The sequence below is a fragment of the Dyadobacter sp. CY326 genome, assembly GCF_021390515.1.
Classification (GTDB): Bacteria; Bacteroidota; Bacteroidia; order Cytophagales; family Spirosomataceae; genus Dyadobacter.
In genome coordinates, this window is record NZ_JAJUXI010000005.1 from 184897 (window position 1) to 206231 (window position 21335).

Sequence of the window (21335 nt, forward strand, 5' to 3'; positions counted from 1 at the left end):
TGAGCGTTTAAGCGCTCAATGCGTTAATTCAAAATGAAACCGGGATTGATTTTGTGAAATTGGGCCGGCTTTGTAAATGCTTACAATGGCCTGCACAATGTGGTCGATCTCGTCGAAGGTGTTGAACTTGCTGAATGAAAAACGGACATTTTCTTTATCCTTTTGACAGGGAAGTGCGCTGATCACGTGCGAGCTGCCCTGGCTGGAACACGCGCTCCCGCCAGAGACTGCGATGCCGATAGAATCCAGGCTTTTCACCAGACTTCCGTCAGCCAAACATGGGAAAGAGACGTTCAAAATATTCACCAGACTGTTTTCCAGCGAATGGCTTTCGCCGTTATAGCAAATACCGTGCACACCGCTGATCGCAAGTTTGGAAACCATATATTGTTTCAATTTGCAAACTTTGCTGTGGTTTGCGTCGAGGTCGCGGTAAGCCACTTCAAGTGCTTTCGCCAGTCCAACAATGCCAATCACATTTTCGGTTCCGCCTCGCTGGCCTTTCTCCTGACCGCCTCCAAAAATTTGCGCCTTAATGCGGTGTTTTTTATTAATGTAAATAAAACCCACACCTTTCGGCCCGTGAAATTTGTGTGCAGACCCAACCAGAAAATCGATAGGCGTTTGGCTCAGATCGATCCATTGCTTCCCGATTGTCTGGGTGGTGTCTGTGAAAAAAATCGCATTATAACGTTGAGCAAGTTTACTAATCGCTTGGATATCAGTAAGATTTCCAATTTCATTATTGCCATGCATCAGACTGATCAGCGTCCGTGGATTGGCTCTCAATAAATTTTCAAGATGATAAAGATCGACGTTGCCGCGTTCGTCGAGTTTTACAAAACTCGTTTCAATGTCTCCCTCCTTTTCATGCTGGGCAATGGTTTGGAGCACCGCTTTGTGTTCGATTTTGCTGGTAACAACATGGCTGATCTCATACGTGACAATGGCGCCAGAAATAGCGAGATTGATGGCCTCAGTTGCACCGGAAGTGAAATAGATTTCATCCGGCGATGTGTTCAAAAGGGTTGCAATCGTCTTCCTGGCATCCACAACCGCATCTTTCACTTTCCGTCCAGCCCAATGGGTGGACGATGGGTTACCAAAATTTTGTGTTAAAAATGGAAGGATTGCTTCGATCACTTCCGGATCAAGTGCTGTTGTGGCGGCATTGTCACAATAAATTTCCATAGTCATTCAAGGTTTTAGATTGAATATTTTAGTTTGTTGAATTATAAAGCGGCGCTGGCTTATGGCAACGGTTCGTTGATCAGCTTGGCCAGATCCGCATTCCATTTCTTTACGTAATCGTCATAAAATTGTCCCGTGCCTTTTCCTGAGAACCCGGTGTGGATTTCCTTCACTTTTCCATCGCGACCTACGATAATGGTGGTTGGGAATGCGAGGAACTTGTCAATAGCAGGCAATTTTTCAGCAACAACATTGCCGCCGGTTTTGCCAGCGAAAAGAATGTCATATTGAATGTCGTATCTGTTTTTGAGTTTAGTCAAAGCATTTTTGGCAAATGTCAGATCGTCCTTCGCTTCGAAAGCCAGCGCGATTGCTTCCACGCCTTTGCTTTTGTTGGCTTTATACCAGGGTGAAAGGAATGTGATCTGGTCAATGCAGTTCGGGCACCAGCTGCCCATGATTTCAATCACCACCACTTTGCCTTTGTATTTTTCATCACTGAGCGAAACCGGCTTTCCATTCAAATCAGGGAATGTAAAATCGAGCTTTTCGTAGCCAGGTTTCAGGAAAGTAAGCGCATATGCGTCTGGCAGTGCAGCTTTGTCGTCCTTAACCCCTTCAAAAACAATGGGATGCGCGCTGGCCCCGATGGAACCGCTGATAGAATTGTCGCTGTTGATCTTTCCCTTCACATAAGCCGGGCTCGAACCCGTAACGCCCGAAAGGAAGAACTCGTCGCCCTGCACATTGCCTTCAAGTTCGCGGCTATCGCCAGAAACTGAGAGAATGATGCCATTCAGTTTGTTTCCTTTTTGCTCAAAAACCGCAACGCGGTCCGGCGCAGGCTTGCCCGAAGCATCAGCGTCAGGCTTGATTTTCACCCACCATTTGCCGGAAAGATTTGCCTTCGGAGCAACCTCTTTGCCCGGCTCTACAAACCGGTAAGATTTGCCGGCCACCGCTTTAAATGGAAGAATGCGTCCGTTGTTGCCGGGAATCAGGCTTCGCTGAACGCCGGAAATGCTGCCGTCATTTTCAATTTTTGCAAACCATGCGGTTTCAAATGTATTGAGGCTAACCTGGATAGAATCGGCAGATATGAATTTGGCTTGAAAATCATCGCGGCGGTCGCCGTTAAGGGCAGTCAAAACAGGTTCTTTGCCCGCACCATTTTTTACTTCGAAATTAAAGGGAACTTCAATTTCCCCGACTGTAAAGACGCCGCGCCAGATCCCGTTTTTTAGCGCTTTTTGCTGCGCATGTGTGGTTGAGAAGGAAAGAAGCCCAAAAACTGCGATTAAGGAGCATAAACTTTTGACTTTCATTGTTTTAAACATTGGTTGAGTGAAAATATCATTATGTCTGCGATCGATCGCAACGGCCTCGAACGGGAATGCCGGACATCGAACGCATACGAAACATCACAACTGCTGACCCGCAACATGCCGGTCGGTCAACGAATTTTACTCTGTTACTCCGGTGGTTGGATTTTCAGATTTATCATTAGAATTAGGTTGGGGCACCTTAAAAAGTCATAGGTTGCCAGAAGATCATAGAGCCTAACCTCTCCCTTCCTTCTTTATAAATCTACTAATTCGATAGACAAAGGACGTAAAACATTTTCAAAATGCCAAACGATTATAGAAAAACGAGGGTAAATTTTACCTGCGAAAACCGAACGAGGGCGAAAAAATAGATTTTTCGCCCTCGTTCAATTGCATTGCTGCCAAATTAAAAACTAACTTCCCCATTAGCGCGCGGCGGCCTTTAACTCCTCATAACGCATTCTCATTTTGGTCAAAACCACATTGTGCGCCTTGTCACCGGCGAGGTTGACCGTCTCGTGCGGGTCGGTTTTGGTGTTGTAAAGTTGCTCGTAGCCGTGTTCGGTGTAGTTCATATATTTGAAATCTTTGCCCACGACACCTTCGACTTTGGGCAATTTCGGGCTTCCGAGATAAGTGTGTTCGTAGAAAAAGTCCGTTCGTGTTTGTTGGGTTTTTGGGTTGGCGAGTAAACTGATCCCTTGCATCTTTTCGGGAACGGGAACGCCGGCGAGCGCGAGGATGGTGGGGGCAATGTCAATGTTCAATGCAATGTTTTCAGAAGTTGCTCCTTTAAAATCAGCCGGCATTGCGGCTCCTGAAATGATCAACGGCACGCGAATCGACTCTTCGAAACCGAACCATTTGCCTTCCAACCCGTGCTCTCCCAACGAAAATCCATTGTCGCCCATGAAAATGATTATGGTGTTCTCATCGATTTTCAATGCTTTTAATTGCGCCACGAGCTTGCCGACAACTTCATCAACGCCGGTGATGAGCCGATAATAATCTTTGGTCGTTTGCGCTCTCAGCTCGGGATTTGATAAAAGCGGTTTCCAGCGGTCGCGGGCAATGTTAGCGTTGGTGCGGAAGAAGTCGGGGAAGCTGTTCCAGTATTTGGGATCGGCGGTTTCTGGCTCGGGAATGCTGATGTTTTTATACAAATCTTTGAATCTTTCCTGAATCGGATATTTTGGCGGATTGCCGTCGAGCTCGTGCGGCGCTTTGAAACTTACGGCGAGGCAAAATGGCTCTTTGCCAGCATATTGACCTAAAAATTGCTGCACATCTTTGGCAACACTGTCCGTGTGATGAATGACTTTACCACTTTTATTCACGAGCTCATAAGCCGGCTGCCCTTCTTTCGCACTCGCCCAATAATCGTAAAGTGAGTCGGGTTGCTTTTGCACCGAAATGCCCCATTTGCCAATAAAACCCAACTTGTAACCTGCTTTTTTCAGCAATGCGGGATAAGTTTCTGCCAATGCTTTTGCAGAAAAATCCTGGTTAAAATCATTGATCTGATGCCTGGACATATATTGTCCGCTCAAAATGCTGGCGCGACTCACCATGCAAATGGCGGTTGTTACATATGCTTTTTTAAACAAAATGCCACGGCCGGCCAGTTGGTCCAGGTTCGGTGTCTGGATGATCTTATTTCCCATTGCGCCCAAGGCATCCCAGCGATGGTCGTCGGTTAAAAGGAAAATAATGTTCGGCCGTTTTGCCTGTTTCTTACCTCGTGCACCCGCATTGCAGACGCCAAAAATGAGTAAGGCCAGCATTAAAAAAGGCTTACTGAACGCGCAAACTGTCCTTCCCGTCATATCTATATTTCCATTTTGACATATATGCATCTGCGGTCAGAAAGTCATCTTTCGCCTCTGCAAGTTTTGTTTGAAGCACTGTTTCAAGCTTTGTTTGGGTGTCCGCGTAAGCCGCATTTCCGATCAGATTCTGCAATTGATATGGATCTTTCGCATTGTCGTAAAGCAGCCACGGGCCTTTGAGGTCGCGCACGTAAGTAAATTGTTTGGTGCGAACTGCCCGATATTCCTTGCCACCATTGAGGAAATTATTTTCATGGAAAGGCACGGGAACCTGGATCAATGCAGCCTCTTCGCCCGAAGGCTTTTTCTTTCCCGAAATAATCGCTGTGTAATCGGTTCCCTCAACCGATTTAGGGATTTGCATGTTGCTCAAACCCAACAATGTCGGCAGGATATCAATGTTGCTGAACGGCAATGACAATTCCCTTTTCTTATCACCCAAACCTGCCGGATAATGGATTAGCAACGGTACCAAAATGGATTCGTCCCAAGGTTTTTGCTTCCTGATTTTGCCTTGTGAATAAAGCATGTCACCATGATCCGATGTAAAAACAACAATGGTATTTTCAGCAACGCCCGCCTTTTTCAATGCTTCAAGCAAATCGCCGGCAGCCTTGTCCAATGCGGTGCAATGTGCATAATAACCTGCAAGATCTTTTCTGGCTTTTGTTTTTAGTGAATCGGGAACATTGGGCCGTAATGTCAGATTTTCAGGATTGTAAAGTTTTCGATACTCCTCTGGCGCAGTCGCGTAAGGATCGTGCGGGGGGCCCCAGGAAAGGAAGAGCAGGAAAGGTTTTGATTTGTTTTGATCGATAAAACCAATGGCACTGTCGGTTTGCGGGAACACGTCATAGCCCGGCCACTCATGGCGCACATCGTTTTCATCAAAATAAAAAGACTGGTTGTAATCGTGTGTCACCTCGCGCGCTTTCCAATAATCGAAGCCTTGTCTGCGGTCTTTCGGCACCGTGCGATTTCGCGCCGCAAATTGGGCTTCGTGGCTGCTATGCCCGTTGACGTGCCACTTTCCAATGAAACCTGTGGCATAACCCTGGCTTTTGTATATTTCAGCCAATGTTAATGCTTCGTTTTTAAGCGGACGATCGTTGTAAAACACGCCGTGCGTGAGCGGATACTGGCCCGTAAGCAGGCTGGCACGCGCCGGGCTGCACACAGGCATTACCGAAACAGCAGTTGAAAAAACAACGCTTCGGGCGGCGAGCTTGTCCAGATTAGGCGTCTTCACATCCTTATTTCCCGCATAACCCAGCGATTGTGCATTCCACTGGTCGGCCATGATGATGACAATGTTCGGCTTCGCTTTTTTGGGCAAATGAACGGAAGCGTCTTTGCTCTTTTCAACCAAAGCAAAACCGGTCGTCAGAAGCAAAAGTGCGCTGCTGACAACCGGTAAAACGTAATTTCTGGATATTTTTTTCACGAGCTTATTTAGTGTCGGGATAACCTTTTTCAAGCAATGCAGACATTTCATTTACGGTGATAATGTAGGTGCTTTCTTTTGCAAGATTTTTGAATTCATTGGGATCTGTCTGATGGTCATACAGTTCTACGCCAGCATTGCCTCCATCCCATTCCGTATAACGAAACCGCTCTGTGCGCACGCTGCGACCGAAAATCTGGTTCCGACGCACTTGCGTATAAGCTGGTTTGTCCCAAACAGAATCCGGATTTTTGAGCAAACCGGTCAGGCTTGTTCCAGCCAATTTCTGCGCTGGCGTCAGTCCGCACAATTCGGCTAATGTTGGATAAATGTCGAGCAACTCAACTGTTCTGGTGGATGCTTTCCCTTTTGTGCCGCCCGGAACCGAGAAGATAAGCGGAACGCGTGCGGAATTTTCGAAAAGGCTCTGTTTCATCCATTGGCCATGCTGACCCACATTGTAACCGTGATCACTCCAAAGCACGATAACCGTTTTGTCGGTTAGTTTCAACCTGTCGAGCTCGTCAAGTAAGCGGCCGACTTGCGCGTCCATGAATGTAATTGTGGCATAATAAGCGCGCAAAGCCTCTTTTCTGTCTGCGACCGACAATCCCCAATGTGCAGGTTTTGTGAATAAGGCGGCTTCCGGAATGTCGTCCAGGTCGTTTTCTATTTCCTTTGGAAGCGGAATTGTTTCCACCGGATATAGGTCAAAATATTTTTTCGGCGCAACGTAAGGTGAATGCGGGCGATAAAATCCTACCGCAAGAAAGAAGGGCTCATTCTTCTTTTCTTTCATGATTTTGATGGCCTCGGTGGCAACCATTCCATCGGTTTGTTCCTCATCCGTGCCTTCGGTTGCTCGCCATGCCAACGCACTGCCCAGACCGCGATCGGGCGTCAGATTTTTGATCAGCGATTCTTCCGCTTTGTCTCGGCCTTTGGGATTCACTTTCTGGTCCCAGGAAATCGGATCGTCCAATCCATCCGTTCCAATCTGTCCGGGAACGCCATAATGATAGATTTTCCCAACGCGGGCGCTGTAATAATTGTTGTTTTTGAACAACTGCGGCAATGTTACAACGTCCGGCAGAATTTTGCGAAAATGCGTTTGCAACTCGTAAATTTTGGTAACATCGGGACGCTGACCTGTCAAGAGCGATGACCGACTTGGACTGCAAAGCGGAAACTGCGTGTAAGCCTTGTCAAATTTGACGCCTCTTTTTGCAAGTCGATCAATGTTGGGTGTTTTTACAAATTTGTTTCCATAGCAACCCAAATCGGTGTTCAGGTCGTCGACCGCTATGAAAAGGACATTCAATTTCTTTTTTGCATTGCCTGGCTGCGTGTCTTCTGCAAAGCTCTTTTCTGATTGAAATCCAACCAGCAGACCCGCCAGGAGCGCCGGGACTAAGTATTTTCTAATCATCATGTTATGGGTTTATTCTTTGCCCTCCTTAACTGTCGGGGCATCTTTTGCATTAACGGCTGGCAATGATTTTGCCAATTTGAGCTTCTCGGCTGAATATTTTTCGTCTTTTGCCAAATTATTGAATTCCTGCGGATCATTGTCATGATCATACAACTCCTCCGAACCATCATTGTAACGTATATAGCGCCATTTTTCAGAACGAACAGCATGATTTCCCAGCCCGTGCGTTGTGATCGAAGGATGTTCCCAGGCGGCGTATGGATTTTTCAAAAGCGGCACAATGCTGTTTCCTTCCAAGCCTTTCTTTGCTGGCAAATTACACAATTCGGTCAGTGTTGGGTAAATATCCATCAGGTTGACGGTGCGCTGCGAAATGGAATTCTCTTTCGAAAGCCCTGGCGCATACACGATAAACGGAACGCGTGAAGCTTCTTCCCACAACGCAAATTTGCGCCAATGCTCCTTCTCGCCCAAATGCCATCCGTGGTCTCCGAAGAAAACAATGATCGTACTTTTGGCATATTCACTTTTTTCCAATGCATCCAGCAAGCGACCGATCTGCGCATCGGCAAAAGTAATGCTCGCCAGATAACCCTGCACGGCTTTTTCCCATTGCTTGTTCTCTACAATGAACTTGTGATCTCCCTTTGGTTTGGCGATTTTCACACCCGCCTCGGGCACATCGGCAAGGTCGTTTGCAATCGTTTTGGGAAGCTTAATGGAAGACAATGGATATTGATCGTAATATTTCTGCGGCACATACCAGGGCAGATGCGGGCGCGTAATGCCAATGGCCAGGAAAAATGGCTTCTCATGTTTTTTACCAAAATAATCAATGCCCTGATTGACCACTTTGTAATCGCCCATATCCTCATCTTTCACATCCACCGGACTCCAATCGAAATGCGCAAAGCCATTCACAGGCGCTTTGGGCGGTTCGGGCGAGGAAGGCACGTCAAAATATTCCGGCCATGAAGCGTCGTCATTAAATGCATTATGGAAGATTTTTCCGGCGCCTTTTACTTCATAACCATTGGCCGTGAAATATTGCGGAAGCGTCACCGCATCTTTCAAAACGGGCCGCCAAGGCTGGTTGTTGTGATAAACACCCGAAGTAGAAGGTCGCACGCCGGTTAACAGACTGGCGCGTGAAGGATTACAAGCCGGCGCAGCGCAATAAGCGCGTTTAAACACGACTCCTTTTTTTGCCAGCTTGTCAAGATTCGGTGTTTTAATTCCCTCGTAACCCCCAAAAGGCCCGATCCAGTCATTCATGTCATCAACGGCGACGAACAGGACATTGTATTTGGGTTTTGTTTGGGCAAAAGTCTCTGAAAACAAAGCCGACGCAAGCGCCAGGCCGGTAATGATTGATAATTTAAATTTCATTATTGGTTAAAATTTAGGTTCAGGATGCCCCGCCGGTCGGGATTTCCTATCATTCATGCGCGTTCAAGCAGACGCGCCAAAACTTCCGGTCAATCGCCTTTATCCGCAAACGATGGATCGGATTCCAGGCCTGGCAAAACGACTTTTGCAACGCCCGGATCTCCAAATTTCCAGGCAGGAAGCTTGGCAAGTTCTGCTTCAAAATTCTTTCTGACTTTTTCGCCTTCCGCGCCTGCTTTGCCAGCCGCGATCGGCTGTTTCTCTTCAATGTCCGCTTTCAGATCATAAAATCTTCCATCAGAATAAAGCTTGTAACGGTGATTCCGGAAAAATCGCGCCGCATGCTTGTTTGCACCCTCGCTGTGAATAGGCGAATAATGTGAGAAAATCCATTCGCGCTCGCGGAATGGTTTATTGGTTAGCAACGGCAAAATACTCACGCCTTTATCGGTGCCCCAGCTTGCCGGAACCTGTGTCTGAATGGCCTCGGCGATGGTCGGCATCACGTCTGTAAAATCAAACAGATAATTGAGCTCATGCTTTGCATATTTGTATTTGCCCCAATTTACGATCAGCGGCACGTGATGGCCGCGGTCCAATGTTAATCCTTTCCCGCCAGCAATTTTGCTGCCGTCCTGCAATGGCGTTACGATGGCTTTTCCCGTTCCGTTATCACCCGTAAAAATGATAATGGTGTTGTCATAAATGTTCAGGTCTTTCAATTTCTGGATGATCTTGCCTACATTTTTATCACTGTAAGCAACCATATCGCGGAAGTTAAGCGTGTCTTTTTTGTGACGGCCAGCAACGTCAGTTTTCCAGCTTTTACTGTCAGGCGTGGGCAGGAAAGGATCGTGGACCAATGCCATTGGATAGTAAGCCAGAAATTTTTTGTCCTTATTTTTTTCAATAAAATCGAGCATATAATTGACAAAAATGTCCGGGCCGTAATCATCGTCCGTCGTTTTCAGGATTTCGCCGTCCTTGTCAATCAACGGCTTGGCATAGCGCTCGCCTTCTCTTCGTGGCTTGCTTAGTTGCCACAGGCAATATTGGTCAAATCCGAAGTGCTTCGGCAGTTTCTGATTGGCACCGAGTTGCCATTTTCCTGCAATGGCGGTTGTATAACCCGCGTCTTTTGCAAGATGGGCAAAGGTTTTCTGGTCTTGATTGAGGTGACCAAATTCTGAATAATTTCTGTAATTGTATTTTCCAGTCATAATCTGAACGCGCGATGGCGTGCAGAGCGGCTGTGCAAATGCATAATTGAACTTCAAACCCTCTTTTGCGAGCTTGTCAATGTTGGGCGTTTTGTACGTGCTCCCATAAGCGCCTATGCATTCTCTGCCCATATCATCAGCCATGATGAGGATAATGTTGGGTGTTTTGTTTTGGGCAAAAGCATTGTTAATGAGCGCACTTCCTACCAAAAGCATGGATAGGAAGCGACGCAATGTGATCGTTTTCAGACTCATTTTCTTTAATCTTAATTTCCGGTTACAGCTTCTTGTTTCGCTCTGTCATAATCATAAAACCATTTGAAAGTTTTATCAAACTCCTCAGCGCCAACCCTTTTATACCATTCTTCGTATTTGGCAATCAGCTTTTTGGCTAGCTCCGGCTGTTTGTCAATCTGATTATGCAATTCTGTCCGGTCTTTTTCAACGTCATATAATTGCCACTTTTCTGTTTTTTCAGCGACCAATTTCCACTTGCCGTCGCGCAGGGCACGGTTTCCTTCGTGCTCCCAGAAAATAGGGTTTTTGCGGTTGATCGGCTTGCCGGTGAATGCCGGTTTTAGACTCGTTCCTTCCAATGGCTGAATGGCTTGGCCTGCGAAAGTCGTCGGATATTTTGCTCCGCCCAGATCCACGAGCGTTGCCATAATGTCGATGATGTGCGCAGGCTGTTTTTCAAACTTGCCATTCCGCGAGGCTGGAATGCCGTTAGGCCAGGAGATGATTCCGGGCGATGAAATTCCGCCTTCATGCGTGTGATGCTTGTAAGCCCAGAAAGGCGTGCAAGCCGCTTCTGCCCAGCCCTGACCCAGAAAAATGTTCGATTGTGCATCGCCAGGCTTGTCGCCATCGTATTTTCCTTCGATGCCCGGCTCGGCATTCCCGCCGTTGTCCGAAACAAAAAGGATCACCGTATCATCAAACACGCCGCGTTTTTTCAACCCTTCAACAAGGTCGCCAATGCTTTTATCCAAGCGGTAAATTACCGCCGCGTAGATGGCCATCATGTCGTCATATTGCTTCCGATGCTGCTCGCTCAGGCTTTCCCATTTCGGCACATTCGGATTGATTGGCGGCAGTTTCCAGGAAGGATCGATGAGTCCCAGTTTGATCTGTTTTTCATAGCGTTCCTGTCTTAATTTCTCCCAGCCTTTCAAATATTTCCCTCTGAACTTGGCAATGTCTTCTTCCGGTGCCTGCAATGGGAAGTGCGGTGCGTTGTGCGCCAGATAAAGCATAAACGGCTTTTTTTCCGTCACTGCTTCGTCAATAAAACGCAAACCAAAGTCAGTCCACAAATCAGTTGTATACCAGTTTTTCGGGAGCTTATCCGAGTCATTTGCCAGTTCTTCGCCGTTCAGGAACAGCTTTGCATTTTTGCCCGCACCGTAATAAAAACCACCGGCCGCTGCATTCAATGACCGGTCAAATCCGCGTTTCCAGGGAACAGTTCCAGCTGCTTGTCCCACATGCCATTTTCCAGTCATGGCTGTAAAATATCCCGCGCTTTTCATGACTTCCGCAATGGTCACGCTCTTGTCGTTCAAATGTCCGCGATAACCAGGATGGTCCACGCCTTTGTCATCCATCATGTAACCAATGCCCGCCTGATGGCTGTAAACGCCGGTCAGCAGGGCCGCGCGCGTGGGGCAGCATCTGGCGGTGTTGTAAAAACTGGTCAGCCGCACGCCGTTTTGGGCCAGTTTGTCCAGGTTAGGCGTGGGAATTTCGCTTCCATAGCAACCCAGATCCGCATAACCGAGATCGTCGGCGAGAATGACGATGACGTTTGGCTTTTTTTGGGCGAAGGAAATGTGGGCAGCGACGAGCGCGATTAGTAACAGTCGAAGTTTTGTTTTCATGTGAACAACCGTGATTTTATTGATAAGCAATGGTAACCTTCCTTAACTTGCCCGTGAACGTAAAAGGCGCTTTATACAAATCGGAAACGGCGTTTTTCTGATCCCTTCCAACATCTGTTCCGTCAATATTCCGCGGGCCTTGAATCTGCGCCTGCGCTGCCGTAAAGCTTCTTTCTCCTATCTTTTCGTCATTCAGATAAACCGTTTCTTTCCCAACCGATTTCCCTGCCTCGGCCGGTCCGTTGTGTTCGTAAACCAATTTAAAATTGACTTTGCCTTTTGGAATGTCACCCGCTGAAACGGCGTTGAAAACATCTTTTGCCGTTTTGTGCGCGTAATGGAATTTGCCGTCTTTCACAAACAGACTGATCCCGCTCTTGTCCCCTCCTATGGCGAACAAAACGCCTTCTTCCTTACCGGAAACAATCTCAGCCTCCGCACTCACGGTAAACGAGCGACCATCGTAAAGCGGACTGCTTACGCCGACGAGGTTGTCCACGCCGGGGAACAATGTGATGTTCGGCATTTTTCCGTAGACAGTCCTGCCCGCTGGCATGTCGTGCGCAGTGAAATCTTTGAGCGGATAAACATTGTATTTCTTCGCTTCCTGATCAAAAACGGCTTGCAGTTCTTTGAGTTTTTCGGGATTTTTTGCGGCAAGATTCGTGCGTTCGTTGAAATCCTCATTCAAGTTGTAAAGCTCCCATTCGTCTTTGCTGAAATCCACTTTTTTCCCGCTCGGATCAGCACCTTTACCAATCTCGATGCCTTCTCCGCCCTGGTGTCCGCGGGATGCTTTCCAGCCATCTTTGTAAATTGAGAGCGCTCCGGCAATTTCATAATACTGAACGGTGTGCCTCGAAGGCGCTTTCGCATTGTCGACAGCATAGGCCAAGCTCGTTCCTTCAAACGGCTCCTGCTTGTATCCGTTGATCGTTTTTGGTGATTCCCCTTTGATGATTTCAAGTGTAGTGGGCAGTAAATCAATGACATGGCTATATTGATTCCGGATTCCGCCTTTTTCCTTAATGCGCTTTGGATAATACAAAATCATCGGATTGCGCGTGCCGCCCTCTGTGTTCGCATCCGCTTTCCAATAACGGAATGGCGTGTTTGCAGCAGCAGCCCAGCCAATCGGATAATCCGTGCTGGATTCATCCGTGCCGATCAGATCGCTTGCATTCAGGATGGCGTCAATGCGTTGCTCGCCTTGTAAACGGTTGATTTGCTGATTAATGGTCCCGTGCTGTGTGCCGCCTTTGCTTGCCCCATTGTCGCCCAGAATAACTGCGATCATGGTGTTATCCAGTTGGTCTATTTGTTCGAGATAATCGACAATTCTGCCAATTTCATAATCCGTGTAAGCGTAAAAAGCCGCGTAAACTTCCATGAAATGCGCATATGCTTTCTTTTCCTTTTCGCTCAGTGTCGCCCATTCTTTCACACCTGGATTTCTTTCCGGGAGCACGGCATTTTGCGGGATTATGCCGAGTTTTTTCTGTTTTTCAATAACAATTTCGCGGTATTTGTCCCAGCCCAAGTCAAATTTTCCTTTGTATTTATCAATCCATTCCTTTGAAACCTGATGCGGCGAATGCGTGGCACCGGTTGCCAGATAAAGGAAAAAAGGCTTTTCCGCGTCAACAGATTTTTGATTGGCTATGTATTTGATCGCCTTATCAGCCAGCAATTCGTTCAAATGTTTGGTGTTCGGCTCAATGTCCAGTTTCGTCACATCCTCCCACAATTCGGGATGCCATTGATCTGTTGCCCCCGGCAGAAATCCATAATAATGATCGAAGCCGCGACCGGTTGGCCAGCGATTGAACGGGCCGGCCTGTGAATTCTCTGTAACCGGCGTCAAATGCCATTTCCCCAATGCGAAAGTGCTGTAACCGTTTTCACGCAAAACTTCCGCTGCCGTTGCTTTTTCAAAAGGAATGTAAGTGTCATAACCCGGAAAATCGATCGCCGCGGGAGTCAGCAGGCCCACGTGTGCGGAATGGTGATTCCGGCCGGTGAGCAGGGCGGCGCGCGTCGGCGAGCAAATTGCGGTCGTGTGGAAATTCGTAAAGCGCAAACCTTGATTGGCCAATTTTTCAATGTTAGGCGTTTCCACCAACCCGCCAAATGCAGTCGTCGCACCAAAACCAGCGTCGTCAATCAGAATCCAAACCACATTCGGAGCTCCTTTGGGCGCTTTCTTATTGTATTCAATTTTATAAGGCGTGGATTCTGGCAGCGTTTTACCGATTTTTCCATTCCAGGGCTGCTGCGGACTTTGCTGCGCAGACAAATCTGTGATCGAGATAATTCCGCCTATGACGGAAGCTGTGATTTTTAAAAATGTTTTCATAAGCCGTTATTTGCCCGTGGCGGGTGAAAATTCAGGGTTTAATTTTGTTGGAACAGGTGCATTCGTTTTGGCTTTCCAGGCTTCGAGCTTATCTTTCAGCTCCTTCGTTTTTGCCGGATTTGTTTTGGATAAATCCTTTGTTTCGCCAATGTCATCTTTGATGTTGTAAAGCTCTAAGCGCCCATCTTCGTAAAACTGGTGCAGCTTAAAATCCCCCGACCGGATGGTGCTCGTTGGCCTCGTTCGAAATGCGTCTTTGTTGCGCTTATCGCCTTTGTAAGCTTCCAGATAAGCAGGAAAATGCCAGAAAATGTCTCTGTCCGGCGTTGATTTTTGCAGCAGCAACGGCGCGAAACTCTGTCCGTCAAATTCGGAATTGAGTGGCTTTTGAATGTCGGCAACTTCCAGCAATGTGGGGTAAAAATCGATTCCGATGACGGGCTTGTCCGTGGTTGTGCCAGCTTTGGTTTTACCCGGCCATTTCACAATTAACGGAACGCGAACACCGCCTTCATACAACATTCCCTTTGAACCACGCAGCGGCGCCTGGGTCGTCACAGCGCCCATTCCGCCATTATCCGAAAAGAAAACCACCAGCGTATTTTCATCGAGATTCAGCTTATCCAGCGTTTGCAGCACCTTTCCAATGCCCTGATCTGCACTTTCGATCATGGCCGCATAAGTGGGATTGTTATGCCGGGCGTCGCCGTTTTTGGCTTTATATTTTGAAATAATTGACTCTTTCGCCTCAATGGGCGTATGCACTGCGAAGTAAGAGAGATAAAGGAAAAATGGCTTTTCCTTATTGGAATCCAGGAATTTGACAGCTTCATCCGTCAGCCGATCAGTGATGTATTCGCCTGTTGCACCGGTCGTTATGCCTTCGTGCGGCGATGCTTTTCCTTCTTTGTTATATGGATAGAAATAGGAACTGGTGCCGCCCGTGCCGCCAATGACATGCTCAAAACCTTGGGCATGTGCATCAGCGCCTTTGTTTTTACCGCCCAATTGCCACTTTCCGATAAGCCCGGTGCTGTAACCGGCGTTTTTCAATTCCTCTGCAATCGTCACAAAAGACGGATTCAAAACGGTGTTGTTCTCAATTGGGATGAGCTTCCTGTCCACAGATTCGCCACGGTCCGAATTACCGACGGTGTAGATCCCGTGACGTGGCGTATATTTTCCCGTCATCAGCGAAGCGCGGCTAGGCGCACAGTTTGGCCCTACTGAATAAGCTTGAGTAAAGCGCAAACCTTCTTTTCCGAGCTTGTCAATGTTGGGCGTTTCGTAATATTTGCTTCCCGCCAAACTCAAATCAGTCCAACCCCAATCATCAACCAGGATGAATAAAATGTTCGGCTTTTTTTGTGCATTTCCAGCGCTTTGTGCATCCGCATTATGGAAAGCAATGGTTACGGAAAGGGTTATCAGGAATGTTAGTTTTCTCATGTTTGATGTTGGTTAGCATTGTGCACTTCGCTTCGGCTACGCTCAGGGCGACAATCGAATTGGCTTTGTCAGCCTCAGCGTAGTCGAAGGGTTACTCCCAACCAGGATTTTGACCGAGTTTCGGATTCAAGTCAAGCTCGCGTTGCGGAACCGGGTGCAGATAATGTTTTTCGGCCGCATTGGTTTTTCCAACGGCATGCAGCACCGTGATCATCCTTTTTGTTCTTATCAAATCAAACCAGCGTTGAAATTCGAACATCAGCTCCAAACGTCTTTCCAGGTAAATCGCCTCGCGGAATGTGTCCTTGGTCAAACCAGCCAGCGGCGTCAGCCCTGCGCGTTTTCTCACTCTGTTAACGGCCGCATAGGTTGCTGCATTTGGTCCGCTTGCTTCATTAACGGCTTCGGCATAGATCAAAAGAATTTCTGCAAAACGGATCACGGGAATGTTCTTGGCAGATTCCGTAGGGTTGCCGATCTGCGCAGGGTCAAAATATTTGTAAAAACGCGGTGGAAATGTGACTTCCTTTCCGGTTGTAGGACTTACCAATGAGGTGAAAAAAGTCACGTCGCGACGCTTATCTTTCTCACTGAAAATGCCATACGCACTTGCATGGGGCTCGTCCGTGCCAGCCGCAGCGACGCCCGGAATGCCCACTGGTGTCGCAGAAGAGGCCAAACGATTGCCCTGTCCGTTCACATTGGACTTGCATTGAACCGAGAAGATATGCTCTTTCCCATTTTTCGTCGCCACATTGAAGACGTCCGCAAAATTTTCAAACAAATCATAACCATAAGGCCCGTCGATCACTTCCAGACTTTTCGCAGCCGCTTTATCCCACTCTTGTCTTGTAAGATACACTTTTGCCAAAATCGACTTCGCAGCTCCGCCCGTGGCGCGGCCGGCATCGGCACCGGAGAATGCGTTTGGCAATGCTTCGGCATCAGTCAAATCCTTAATAATCTGTGCGTAAACCTCCTCTTTCGGCGTCCGGGAGACCTCAATTTTATCTTTGTCCAATGAGCTGGTTTCTGTCAAAACCAATGGCACATCGCCCCATAATCTTACTAAATTGAAATAAAGCAGCCCGCGTAAAAACTTGGCTTCGTTCACAAGTCTTGTGCGCAATGTAGCGTCCATTTCTATCAGCGGGATGCGCTCGATGGCTATGTTGGCACGGTTAATCGCCACATAACTCTCGCGCCAAAGCTCATCGACACGGTCGTTTGTGGTGGAATGCGAAAGCACCGAAATCGTGCGGACATCCGCATTGGTGACGCGCAAACCGGCGATGGCGTCGTCGGACATGATCTCAAATGCCAGGTGAAAAAGGCGGTTGTACATGGTCAGACCGCCGTTGTTCAATGCAGCATTGTAAACGCTTGTCACGGCAGAAAGCGCGTCGCTCTCCGTTTTGTAAAACTGTTCAGTGGTGATCAGCGAGGCGGGGTTTTCATTCAAATCCGTGCAGGAAGTGAAGGTGAAAATGCCAAGGAATATATAGAGTATTTTTTTCATTGTGTTAATGCTGAAATGGATGTTTAACCATTTAAAATGAGATGCTTAAACCCGCAAGAAATGATTTGGAAGAAGGATAAATGCTGTAATCGATTCCCTGATTAAGCGTGCTCTGCTCATTGCGGCTAACCTCCGGATCGAAGCCCGAATATTTGGTCCACGTTAGCAAATTCGCTGCTGAAACATAGACCTTAACCTGGCTTGAATGGATCTTGGAAGCAAGGCTTTTCGGCAGATTATAACCAAGCGTAATATTTTTCAGCCTCAAAAACGACGCATCTTCCACGTAACGGCTCGTGTTCACGATCGATGGATCTTCGAAAGCGCGTTGCACGTCATTACTCGGGTTGGTCGGCGTCCAGCGCTCATATGCTGCGAGCGATGCGTTTTGCTGGCCGGTCAGCAGTTCGAGCTGTTGTTTATTTTGGTTAAAAAGCTTGTTGCCGTATGTTCCCTGGAAGAAAAGGCTCAGGTCAAAATTCAGATAAGACAAAGTGTTGGTAAGCCCGCCCTGAAATTTCGGCTGCGCGTTTCCGATGAATGTGCGGTCATCTGCCTGTGTGATTTTTCCGTCGCCATTTACATCCACATATCTGCGGTCGCCGGGCTTGGTTGTTGCCGGATTAATGGTTGGCAGATTGGCAATGTCATCACCCGTTTGAAACAAGCCATTGGTTTTATAACCATAAAAAGTGCCCATCGGCTGTCCCACCTGCGCAATGTTGGCTCCCGAAATAATGTAATCTGCTCCATCGCCCAGCGTTAGCACTTTATTTCGGTTGATTGAGAACACAAAGTTCGTGTTCCATGAAAATGGGCCGGTCAGGTTTTCCGTGTTAATCCCAAGCTCGATTCCTTTGTTTTCAACTGAACCGTAATTTTGCAAAGCGGTCGTCTGGCCCGAAGTGTAAGGAATCGGCACATTCAGCAGCAGGTTGGTCGTTTTCTTGTAATAAGCGTCAAAGACGAAGTTAATGCGGTTTTTATAAAGCGACAGGTCAATTCCACCATCGTACTGCGCAGTCGTTTCCCAGCCCAGGTCCGGGTTTGCGATCCTGTTTGGCGCAAAACCCACGTAAGTTTGTCCACCAAAAAAGTAAGTGTTGGAACCCAATGTGGCCAGCGAAAGATATTGACCAATTTCCTGATTTCCGGTCACACCCGCACTCAGGCGCAGTTTCAGGTTGCTGATCGTTTTGTAGGATGAAAGAAAACCTTCCTTCGAAATGTTCCAGGCAAAGGCCGCAGATGGGAAATAGCCCCATTTTTTGTCCTTACCAAACCGTGAAGAACCATCCGCACGACCGCTGATAGTGAAAATGTATTTTTGATCAATAGAATAATTAATCCTGCCTAGATAGGAGTTCAAAGCCCAGGCCGATGAGCCCGATTCGGGCTGCGTGTAAACTGATCCGCTCGCTAAATCATTGTAAGCCAATTGGTCTGTAATAAAGGCCTGGGAACCGGCTATGGCACTTTCAGTTTCAAAAGCCTGCTGTGTATAACCCACAACAATATTCAGTGAATGCTTGTCGGCAATGGTTTTGGAATAACTTAGCGTGTTCTCATTCAACCATGTAGACGCAAATTTGCTTCCGACATAAGCTTTTCCGGTTGGGTTGGAGTTGGCTCCCTGGTAAATGTCAGACGGAATGAAGCGGTTTTGTTTGTTATTAATAATGTCCGTTCCGAACGAAACTTTCGCGACCAGACCGTCAAAGAATGTGTATTCACCGTAGACATTTCCCAGAAAACGGTAAGTTTTGGTTTGGTTCACTTCCTTTTCCAAAGTGGCAATCGGGTTGCCAAGTGGCGTTTCGAACTCGCTTTGATACGTGTATTTTCCACTCGCATCACGAATCTTAACCGTCGGCGGCATGCCTAGCAATGCATTCACAATGCCCGCATTGGCTACTTGGGCACTGATTTTACTTGCGGTAAGATTAACGCCAACTTTGAATTTTGTAGAAAAATCACGTTCTAAATAAATCCTGCCCGAATATCTTTCGAAGTCCGTATTCAACAAAATTCCGTTCTGCTTGAAGTAATTTCCGGAAATGGCATAACGCGTTTTATCATCTCCGCCCGTCATCGAAATCTGATGGTTTTGAATGGAAGCTGAGCGGAATGCAGCATCCTGCCAGTCCGTCCCTTCACCTAACGCATTGATCTGATCCTGTGTGTAATAAGGCGCTTTTCCCGAGTTGGCGCGCGCTTCATTTTTCAGGATTGCCCAGTCTTTCGAGTTGGTCATCACATCCACTTTTTTGAGCACTTGCTGCGTTCCGTAGTAAGCGTCGTAAGTCAATGTATTCTGGCCGGCTTTTCCTTTTTTAGTGGTGATCAAAACCACACCATTCGCGCCGCGCGATCCATAAATGGCGGTTGCAGATGCATCTTTCAAAACTTCAATGGACTCAATATCGCTCGGGTTAAGGCTTGCCAGTGCGTTAATGCTCGGCCCGGCCGTAACGCCCGAACTTGCATCTGCATTGCTGTTGTAAACCGGAAAACCGTCGATGACATAAAGTGGCTCGTTTCCACCAGTGATGGAGTTTCCGCCGCGGATGCGAATGCTGACCGCTGCGCCCGGCTGGCCCGAAACCTGCGTCACCTGCACACCGGCGGCGGCGCCTTGCAACGCTCTGTCAAATGAACTGATCGGCTGCTTTAATGCAAGTTGCGGAACGGATGAAACGGAGCCCGTGATGTCGCCCTTTTTCTGCGTTCCGTAACCAATAACGATCACTTCATCCAGCACATTGGCTGTTTTCAAAACAATTTCAGAGGGTTCGTCCGACAGTTCGTAGATGTCGATTTCCTGCTGCTCGTAACCTGTAATATTGACTTGGATTGTGAAAGGAAAATCTTTGGGTGCCGCAATGCTGAATTTCCCGTCGAGATCGCTGCTGGCATATTTGGAAGTGCCTTTGATTACAACCGTCGCGCCCGGGATTGTCTGGCCGGAACCATCTTTCACGACTCCCGTGACGGCCTCCTGTGCATATGCATTAAAAAGCATCCCTGTGAACAACAGGGTCAGGTAAACGTATTTCTTCATTCTTGATTGGGGTTATTTTAAGCGTTGGTTGGGATATAGCTTTCCTGCCGCATATGTCTATACGCGGCAGGAGATATTGAATAAAATGCATCTTTATTTTACAGCGGCGAAGCGTTCCAGTTTTTCCTTCTCGTCTTGCAGGCGTTTTGGATCAGGCTTCAAATAACCGAATTGGTGCAAGTCTTTGTCAGCATTGGCTGCAACCCATAGCAGGAATTTTTTCGCTTCGGGATTTGAATTGTGTTTATCGATCGAAAAGTGAAGATATTCCACCGGCACATTCTTGATCTTATCTGTCTCAACACTTGCAAGAACTTTATCCAGATTTTCAAGTGCGCGCTCCTCTTTTGAGATGCGACCGTTGCCATCCTGATCAACAGGGATTATCGAAATTCCATCGGCAGGTTTGCGCGTTTGCAAATCGTAAGCAAGTCCCGGAATGGTGTAAGTGATGCCTGTTTCGTCCTTTAAAAGTGCCTTGATCAAGTGCTCATCCGCACCGGCAATGGCTTTTCCTTTGATATCTTTTTGCTCGTAACCGAAATATTTGGCAAAAGTGGTCGGCGCACCAGCTTTCTGCAAGCGGGTGTAAATTGTGTAAGGCGTGTCCAGCGTTTTGTCCTTTTCAGCGTAAATATCGTGGAAGAAAATCTGCTTGTAAGTCTTTTCGTTCAAGCCTTTTTCCCCAAATTCCTTCGCAAAAGCAGATTTCGCATTGGCGATTGGCAATAATGCGTAACGGGCGATTGAAATATATTCCCGTGTTTCTTTCACTTCCTTGTCCTGTTCGTATGCTTCCACGAGCAGGTCATATTTCTGCGGATCAGTGACCGTCCTGGTCTCGATCCGGATTTGCGCTTGCGGGTTGGCAGCTTTGTATTCTCCAATCCACTTTTCAACCAATGGATAGGCGAAACGTACGCCTGTGATGACAACCTCGTTTGGATTTGCAGTCTGAGAAAAACCGCCTTGTGAAAGTGCAAGGGACAGACCTGTGGCTATTAGTAACGTTTTAATCCTTTTCATAATGAGATAAGAGTGATGTTTGGCCGCGCTGATTGCGCGACTGAGAAACTGATTTGCTTGCGTTTCGTTAGCAACAACAGGTTGTGTTACAATGCAATAGAGATCTGCAATTGTCCACCATGGACACAATTTTTTTGTTCGAAGAATTTGAATTCATCGCTATCATAGGTTATTGATGTTAATGCTATCCTTCTTGCTGGTGGCTAACAAGAAG

General features: G+C 47.4%; 13 protein-coding genes and 1 riboswitch. All 13 genes read right to left on the bottom strand.

Annotated elements, in window-relative coordinates:
- Positions 1 to 15: 15 nt before the first annotated feature.
- Positions 16 to 1191, bottom strand: a complete 1176-nt coding sequence (locus LZG73_RS11475; RefSeq protein ID WP_233849014.1) for a cysteine desulfurase family protein — start codon at positions 1189 to 1191, stop codon at positions 16 to 18.
- A gap of 59 nt (positions 1192 to 1250) precedes the next feature.
- The gene (locus LZG73_RS11480; RefSeq protein WP_233849016.1) at positions 1251 to 2516 is read right to left on the bottom strand and encodes a peroxiredoxin; all 1266 of its coding nucleotides are present in this window, start codon (positions 2514 to 2516) and stop codon (positions 1251 to 1253) included.
- A 169-nt stretch (positions 2517 to 2685) separates the two neighbouring features.
- A riboswitch (SAM riboswitch) is annotated at positions 2686 to 2779 on the bottom strand.
- A 162-nt stretch (positions 2780 to 2941) separates the two neighbouring features.
- The gene (locus LZG73_RS11485) at positions 2942 to 4342 is read right to left on the bottom strand and encodes a sulfatase (RefSeq protein ID WP_233849019.1); all 1401 of its coding nucleotides are present in this window, start codon (positions 4340 to 4342) and stop codon (positions 2942 to 2944) included.
- Positions 4311 to 5789, bottom strand: coding sequence for a sulfatase (locus LZG73_RS11490; RefSeq protein WP_233849021.1), 1479 nt, complete (start codon positions 5787 to 5789; stop codon positions 4311 to 4313). The genes LZG73_RS11485 and LZG73_RS11490 overlap by 32 nt, the downstream gene beginning before the upstream one ends.
- A gap of 4 nt (positions 5790 to 5793) precedes the next feature.
- Entirely contained in the window at positions 5794 to 7221 is a 1428-nt protein-coding gene (locus tag LZG73_RS11495; RefSeq protein ID WP_233849023.1) for a sulfatase, read from the bottom strand.
- A gap of 9 nt (positions 7222 to 7230) precedes the next feature.
- Positions 7231 to 8610, bottom strand: coding sequence for a sulfatase (locus tag LZG73_RS11500; protein WP_233849024.1), 1380 nt, complete (start codon positions 8608 to 8610; stop codon positions 7231 to 7233).
- Positions 8611 to 8699: 89 nt separating this feature from the next.
- The gene (locus LZG73_RS11505) at positions 8700 to 10085 is read right to left on the bottom strand and encodes a sulfatase-like hydrolase/transferase (RefSeq protein WP_233849025.1); all 1386 of its coding nucleotides are present in this window, start codon (positions 10083 to 10085) and stop codon (positions 8700 to 8702) included.
- Between the two features lie 11 nt (positions 10086 to 10096).
- Positions 10097 to 11710, bottom strand: coding sequence for an arylsulfatase (locus LZG73_RS11510; RefSeq protein WP_233849026.1), 1614 nt, complete (start codon positions 11708 to 11710; stop codon positions 10097 to 10099).
- Positions 11711 to 11726: 16 nt separating this feature from the next.
- Positions 11727 to 14066, bottom strand: coding sequence for an arylsulfatase (locus LZG73_RS11515; protein ID WP_233849030.1), 2340 nt, complete (start codon positions 14064 to 14066; stop codon positions 11727 to 11729).
- Positions 14067 to 14072: 6 nt separating this feature from the next.
- Entirely contained in the window at positions 14073 to 15515 is a 1443-nt protein-coding gene (locus LZG73_RS11520; protein WP_233849032.1) for a sulfatase, read from the bottom strand.
- Between the two features lie 91 nt (positions 15516 to 15606).
- Positions 15607 to 17034: a RagB/SusD family nutrient uptake outer membrane protein gene (locus LZG73_RS11525; protein ID WP_233849034.1), complete on the bottom strand. Its 1428-nt coding sequence runs from the start codon at positions 17032 to 17034 to the stop codon at positions 15607 to 15609.
- Between the two features lie 31 nt (positions 17035 to 17065).
- The gene (locus LZG73_RS11530) at positions 17066 to 20095 is read right to left on the bottom strand and encodes a TonB-dependent receptor (RefSeq protein ID WP_233849036.1); all 3030 of its coding nucleotides are present in this window, start codon (positions 20093 to 20095) and stop codon (positions 17066 to 17068) included.
- 93 nt (positions 20096 to 20188) lie between these two features.
- Positions 20189 to 21121: a hypothetical protein gene (locus LZG73_RS11535; RefSeq protein WP_233849037.1), complete on the bottom strand. Its 933-nt coding sequence runs from the start codon at positions 21119 to 21121 to the stop codon at positions 20189 to 20191.
- Between the last annotated feature and the right edge of the window lie 214 nt (positions 21122 to 21335).